General features: G+C 56.9%; 2 protein-coding genes. One reads left to right on the top strand and one right to left on the bottom strand.

What is annotated here, in order from left to right; all coding sequences use genetic code 11:
• Positions 1 to 242: 242 nt before the first annotated feature.
• Complete coding sequence (locus QZ302_RS09875; protein WP_294594929.1) at positions 243 to 968, bottom strand: S24 family peptidase; 726 nt, start codon at positions 966 to 968, stop codon at positions 243 to 245.
• Positions 969 to 1,590: 622 nt separating this feature from the next.
• Between QZ302_RS09875 and QZ302_RS09870 the strand changes: the two genes are divergently transcribed.
• Positions 1,591 to 1,842, top strand: coding sequence for a hypothetical protein (locus QZ302_RS09870; protein WP_294594927.1), 252 nt, complete (start codon positions 1,591 to 1,593; stop codon positions 1,840 to 1,842).
• Positions 1,843 to 2,010 lie beyond the last annotated feature (168 nt).

The raw sequence follows: 2,010 nt of genomic DNA, 5'->3' as shown, positions 1-2,010 counted from the left end.
GGGCGGGCGACAGAACTTTGCGCGGATCAAGTTTTTTCGCGCGCCTGCGCGATTCAGTTATTTCGGCTCACCGCCGAAATAGTTGAATCGCTTCTTTTGGCGTGGCGCGCGGCTGCCCTAAGGGAGGGTACTGCGCTCGGGCCGCGCGGGCCCCACGTCCCGTGGACGGGAAATGCTTACGCATTTCTACTGCCAGCCTCTACCCCAAACACACGGCAGCCTCGCCCCATCTACCACTCCGGTCAACCCATCGTGTTGAACCGGACGCTCGCTTTCACGATCGCCAGGGCGCGGATGGCCGATAACGGAATCTCGATCGGGGCGTGGTGGGGATTATAACTCACCAACAGGGCACGATCCGGAGAGCCTTCGACCCGATTCAGGTATTTCACCGTGGTGTACTGCTCGTCGTCGTAGGCGAACGAGATCAGATACATCTCACCCCAAATGATGTTGGTGCAGTCCCGAACCTGTTTGTAAACCACCATGTCGCCGGCCTTGAGCAAAGGGTACATCGAGTCGCCGCGCATCTTGACGGCGCCGTCGCAGCGAGGCAGTTCGGGGATCGACAAGTAGGCTGAAACGGGGGTGCGGCCTTCGAAAAGGGGTTCGAGACCGGTCGCGGCTTCGAAGTCGTAGAGCGGGATCCGACGGTCGTCGTCCCCCGTGCAAAGCCGGGAAGATAGGACGTAGGGCCGTTCGGGCTCTTCGAGCCGGGGAATGTGGTAACCGCCCATGTCGTAAGAGACGCCGCGGGAGGAGGGCGGGGTCAGCATCGGGCCCTGATCCATGATGAGCCAGTCGAGGCTGAGGTCGGGAAATTTATTGATGATTATCTTAACCTTGTCGGCGCCGAGACTGCGGCCGCTGTCGAGAAATCCGATCGAAAATCCGGTGAGGGTATAGAATTTATTTTTGCTGATTCCTTTTTCTTTCAGATAGGCCTTCAGTTTTTCTTTTTCCGTCATGGGGATTTACTTTATTGTCGAAATATTGATAATTATCACTATTTCGCATTGACTTTTATTATAAAATCAGGATAAAGGTAGAAATATTTAAATAAAAAACAAATCGAATGCGGTTTGAGATTGAAATAATTTAACCTGACGACTCGATGGCATCCTGCGGCACGAAAGAGGCCAAAAATCGAGCGGGTTACGGGTTGGCAATCGAGGGTTCTGCGCGCTGAGCGAGGCGGCTTTCTCGGCGACGCCCCCGGATTCTCCGAAAAAAACGCTATTTTTGTAGTTTGAAGTAAAAACGTTCGTTCTCATCTTGTTCGTCTTGACGCAGAGAGCAAAACGCGGGTACAGACGGAAGAAGCGACATTGCCTGATGGGGATGGAGGCGGCCATTGAAGCCGAGGCGGGCCGGTTTGAGCACCACTCGCCTGGTACCCCGCCCCGGGCGGACGCGGAATTACGGCGGGAGAGATGTGGAGTGTCGGTCACTACGGGTACAGTTGGTCGACAGCACCATCCGGAACAAAGGGAATATATTTAGATTTCGGAATGGAGTGGCTGCGACCGGACAACTCGAACTGTCGGGGCAACGGTTTTCAGTTGCGCTGCCTCTCGGAATAAACGGGGCGTGTATTTACGGGGAGTAATTTTGCGTAAAGGGGCCCGATTCGAGTGCCGAGGGCGCGCCCCGGGCTTCCGCGATGCGGGAAGCAAGTGGCGGTTGGGAGAGCTGGTGAGTGTCGGACTCGACGGCTACTGTTGGTCTTCCGAAGAGTACGATGTCGGCGCCATGGACTTGAGTTTCAACATGTCGTGGCTTGCTCCGGGGGTCGTGAATCTCCGGGGCCACGGTCTTCAGTTGCGCTGCCTCTCGGAATAAACGGGGGTACCGCTCGCGGGGGCAAGGGCTGGGACTATCCTACTCTCTTGGACGGGCGGAGCCAGCGTGGGCCCAACGAGCATCGCGAAGTGGCGGCCCTACGCCGGGGGTGGCTCCGGCCCGCGCGACCCGTTGGGTCGCAGGAGCTCGGCCTTTTTCTGTTGGGTT

Origin of the sequence: uncultured Rikenella sp., assembly GCF_910579375.1 — a bacterium.
Lineage (GTDB): Bacteria > Bacteroidota > Bacteroidia > Bacteroidales > Rikenellaceae > Rikenella.
The sequence above is the reverse complement of the archived record's forward strand: the minus strand, read 5'-3'. Positions and strand labels throughout refer to the sequence as shown.

Coding starts and splice junctions, on each gene's coding strand:
- QZ302_RS09875 (WP_294594929.1), bottom strand. CDS start 968: ATGACGGAAAAAGAAAAACTGAAGGCCTATCTGAAAGAAAAAGGAATC.